The 3,926-nt window shown below is 44.0% G+C and carries 5 protein-coding genes; 2 read left to right on the forward strand and 3 right to left on the reverse strand.

From position 1 onward, the window contains the following. Positions 1–104 precede the first annotated feature (104 nt). Positions 105–1,505, forward strand: coding sequence for an asparagine--tRNA ligase (gene asnS, locus AACQ17_RS07280; protein WP_026028293.1), 1,401 nt, complete (start codon positions 105–107; stop codon positions 1,503–1,505). A gap of 246 nt (positions 1,506–1,751) precedes the next feature. Then, on the forward strand, positions 1,752–2,051 hold the full coding sequence (locus AACQ17_RS07285) for a hypothetical protein (protein WP_017043621.1): 300 nt from the start codon (positions 1,752–1,754) through the stop codon (positions 2,049–2,051). Between the two features lie 65 nt (positions 2,052–2,116). On the opposite strand, the gene AACQ17_RS07290 is transcribed toward AACQ17_RS07285, so the two are convergent. The 3 genes from AACQ17_RS07290 to AACQ17_RS07300 all read right to left on the reverse strand — a co-directional run. Further along, positions 2,117–3,190, reverse strand: coding sequence for a protein-glutamate methylesterase/protein-glutamine glutaminase (locus AACQ17_RS07290; protein WP_094147855.1), 1,074 nt, complete (start codon positions 3,188–3,190; stop codon positions 2,117–2,119). Positions 3,191–3,224: 34 nt separating this feature from the next. Continuing rightward, on the reverse strand, positions 3,225–3,743 hold the full coding sequence (locus AACQ17_RS07295) for a chemotaxis protein CheD (RefSeq protein WP_013856765.1): 519 nt from the start codon (positions 3,741–3,743) through the stop codon (positions 3,225–3,227). After that, on the reverse strand, positions 3,743–3,926 hold a 184-nt coding region (locus AACQ17_RS07300), incomplete at its 5' end, for a CheR family methyltransferase (RefSeq protein WP_276206489.1). The genes AACQ17_RS07300 and AACQ17_RS07295, both read right to left, overlap by 1 nt.

Raw genomic sequence — 3,926 nt, forward strand, 5'->3', positions numbered from 1 at the left:
TAATAAGCAACCCAATGTTTCGCTTGTTTTTTGTCCACTTTATATAGTGAGAATACCTTTGAACATTGGGTTGAATTTTTACCTCAATGGAGACTATATCAAACATGACTTACGCGCCTGTAACAGACGTATTGAGCGGTAAGCTAGCCGTTGACAGTGAAGTGACTGTCCGAGGCTGGATTCGTTCTCGTCGTGATTCCAAAGCTGGAATCTCTTTTCTTGCCATTTATGACGGCTCTTGTTTCGACCCGATTCAGGCCGTGGTCCCTAATAATCTGAATAATTACAATGACGAAGTGCTAAAGCTCACTACTGGCTGCTCTGTCGAAGTAACAGGTAAGATTGTTGAGTCCCCTGCTTCTGGTCAAGCATTTGAACTTGCAGCAACTGAGGTGAAGGTTGTTGGCTGGGTTGAAGATGCTGAAACCTACCCAATGGCAAAAACTCGCCATTCAATTGAATATCTTCGTGAAGTGGCGCATCTTCGCCCACGTACCAACGTGATTGGCGCAGTGGCTCGTGTACGCAACTCCCTTTCTCAAGCCATCCACCGCTTTTACCACGAGCAAGGTTATTTCTGGATGTCAGCGCCGCTGATTACCGCTTCTGATGCAGAAGGTGCGGGTGAGATGTTCCGTGTTTCAACGCTGGATTTCGCTAACCTTCCTCGTACTGAGCAAGGCAATGTCGATTTCAACGAAGACTTCTTCGGCAAAGAGACATTTCTTACAGTTTCAGGACAGTTAAATGCCGAAGCGTATGCTTGTGCATTAAGCAAAGTGTACACTTTTGGCCCAACGTTCCGTGCTGAAAATTCAAACACGAGCCGCCACCTTGCAGAATTTTGGATGGTAGAACCAGAAGTCGCGTTTGCTGATCTAAACGATGTCGCGAAACTGGCTGAAGATATGCTGAAGTATGTCTTCAAAGCCGTTCTTGAAGAACGTCGTGATGACCTTGAGTTTTTTGCTTCGCGTATCGACAAAGAGGCAATTACTCGTCTTGAGCAGTTCGTTAATTCAGATTTTGCGCAAGTAGACTATACAGATGCTGTGAAGATCCTAATCGATTCAGGCCGTAAGTTTGAATTTGATGTTGAATGGGGCATTGATCTTTCTTCTGAACACGAACGCTTCCTTGCTGAAGAGCACTTCAAAGCGCCTGTGATCGTCAAGAACTACCCTAAAGACATTAAAGCATTTTACATGCGTCTAAACGACGATGGTAAAACTGTCGCTGCAATGGATGTTCTTGCCCCAGGTATTGGTGAAATCATCGGTGGCTCTCAACGTGAAGAACGTTTAGATGTTCTTGATGCGCGTATGATTGAAATGGGCATAGATCCTGAACACATGAGTTGGTATCGCGACTTACGTCGTTACGGTACTGTACCGCACGCGGGTTTCGGCCTTGGCTTTGAGCGCTTAGTGTCCTATGTGACCGGTATGGGCAACGTGCGTGATGTGATTCCTTTCCCACGTACACCACGCTCTGCAAACTTCTAAAAATCAAACACGATTTTTGTAAAAACCACCGACGTTAAACTCGGTGGTTTTTTTATTTCCCCAACAATCAGTGTTCACTCTCAATAACAATAGAGTGAATTTCAAATAAACATGAGATCAAAATCACCTCAATTTCATCTTCCTTTGTTACATTTAGTTCAATTACATGATCATGTTCACTCTATTGTGCTATGCAACCGAGTTACATTAACCACGTATTCAGATCGATCCATGACGAGAACTTATATGAAAAAAAATGATGTAGATAATTTGCAGTACAATGGTGAAACAAACGGTGTTCATGGCTGGATGACCCCTTCTGGTCAACCTTACTACTGGCATCCTGATTGGCTTCATATCGCAGAAGATGCTACTGGCTTAAAGCCTAAACAAGCGTTAGATGTGGCAGAAAATGAGCAAGCAACAAAAAAACATGCCGTGTCGGCTATTTTGAAGCATATCAATCAATGGGCTTCAGAAAAGCTCGCCGAACACCCTGAAATAGAAACCGAAGCCATCGAATCTCAAATTGGCTTAAAAAAGTAACTACTACGACTTGTTGGGAGCGTCTCAACAAGTCGGTTTCAACTAAAAATAAATGAAGATCTGATCTATAAGTGCCTTGATGAAGCTCGTTGCAATATTTCCTGCGCTATTTGATTGAGTGGTAGCACCGAACAAGCACCACCACGTTCGATTGCCTCTTTGGGCATACCAAAAACGATACAGCTTGCTTCATCTTGTGCAACTGTATAGGCACCGCTCTCTTTCAACTCATGCAAACCTCGTGCGCCATCATCTCCCATTCCCGTCAAAATAAAACCGACAGCGTTAGGGCCTACATGCTTTGCCGCTGAGCGAAAAAGTACATCGACTGATGGTTTATGCCTGTTAACTGCGGGGCCATCTTTGATTTCGACTTGATAATGTGCACCACTTCGATTCAGTTGCATGTGACGGCCACCCGGAGCGATCAATGCCAACCCCGGAAGAACTCGGTCGCCATTCTTTGCTTCCCTGACCTCTATTTGACAAAGCCCATTGAGCCGGTCAGCAAACATCGCGGTAAATTTTTCGGGCATATGTTGCACGATAACAATCCCCGGAGAGACTGCTGGCAATGCTGTTAAGATCGCTTCTAAAGCTTGTGTCCCACCTGTAGATGTGCCGATCACGACCACTTTTTGTGTGGTCTTCAATGTTAATGTCGAGTGATTCGGATTCGGCATTGTTTGCTGTACTTTCTTGAGTACATGATGTTTGGGTTTAACAATATTTTCTAGCTTTGCTTGTGCGGCGGCGCGCACCGCACTTAACATTTCCTGCCGACTTTCTTGTAGAAAATCTTTCAACCCTGCTTTGGGTTTAGTGATAATCGTCAACGCACCCGCTTGCAATGCTTGCATAGTCACTTCCGCACCACGTTCCGTCAGTGTAGAACAAATGATGACAGGCGTCGGATGCTCCGCCATCAGTTGCTTAAGAAACGTAATACCATCCATACGAGGCATTTCTACATCTAAAATAATCACATCTGGCCATTGAACAGCCATTTTTTTTTGAGCGAATATGGGATCAGAAGCGGGAGTAAGCACTTCAATATCAGGTTCATTACTCAACAAAGCGCTGATCACTTGCCGAACAACCGCGGAGTCATCCACGATTAATACTTTTATTTTTTTCATGTAATGCCTCTATAAGTCGACACTCAATGGCTGATTAATAAGCTACCTCTCTTGCAGAAGATCGCCCATATTGAACCCAAACATCACCATTTTGGACATCAAAAAATACTTTACGATAACGCTTTCCACCCACATCATTGCGGCTTACTTGAAAACCGTGCTCTTTCAGTAACTGCATACCCAGTCGCACATTTTGTTGTGCAACATTTATCGAAGCGACTTTGCTGTAGTGACCTGCAAACATAGTGCTACCTCCAAATACTTTAACAACACATTCCTTAGGATTGATTTGATGTCGTCGACACTGAAGGGAAAAGTACGCCACAACATCGCTAGCATAATAGCCTTCAGGTTGTTTGGCCTCTTCACCTAGGGCGGATCGCTGGCTCAACAGATAATGGCACATACCCACTAACTGCGTTTTTGGATGCCATAACGTAATGGCAACGCACGAACCCAGCAGCGTATGAATCCAACCTCTGTGATGACCAAAGAATATCTCGCCAGGCATCAAGTTCAGAGCCTCTGTTTTAGGTAAAAATTCGTTCGCCATTAATCACGAATCCCTCGTTTTTGATAGATAGACGGCTGCAGTAATTGCAAGTCATCGCAGTTGAGTCCGTTTAATGTTTCAGAGTGGCCTATTAATAAAATACCGCCACTTTTTAATCGGTTCGTAACGTTACTGATGACTCTTTGTTTGGTATTTTGATCAAAATAAATCATAACATTACGT

Origin of the sequence: Vibrio sp. V10_P2A27P122 (genome assembly GCF_963874335.1) — a bacterium.
GTDB classification, from domain to species: Bacteria; Pseudomonadota; Gammaproteobacteria; order Enterobacterales; family Vibrionaceae; genus Vibrio; species Vibrio anguillarum.

Coding starts and splice junctions, on each gene's coding strand:
- asnS (WP_026028293.1), top strand. CDS start 105: ATGACTTACGCGCCTGTAACAGACGTATTGAGCGGTAAGCTAGCCGTT.
- AACQ17_RS07295 (WP_013856765.1), bottom strand. CDS start 3,743: ATGGCGAACGAATTTTTACCTAAAACAGAGGCTCTGAACTTGATGCCT.
- AACQ17_RS07285 (WP_017043621.1), top strand. CDS start 1,752: ATGAAAAAAAATGATGTAGATAATTTGCAGTACAATGGTGAAACAAAC.
- AACQ17_RS07290 (WP_094147855.1), bottom strand. CDS start 3,190: ATGAAAAAAATAAAAGTATTAATCGTGGATGACTCCGCGGTTGTTCGG.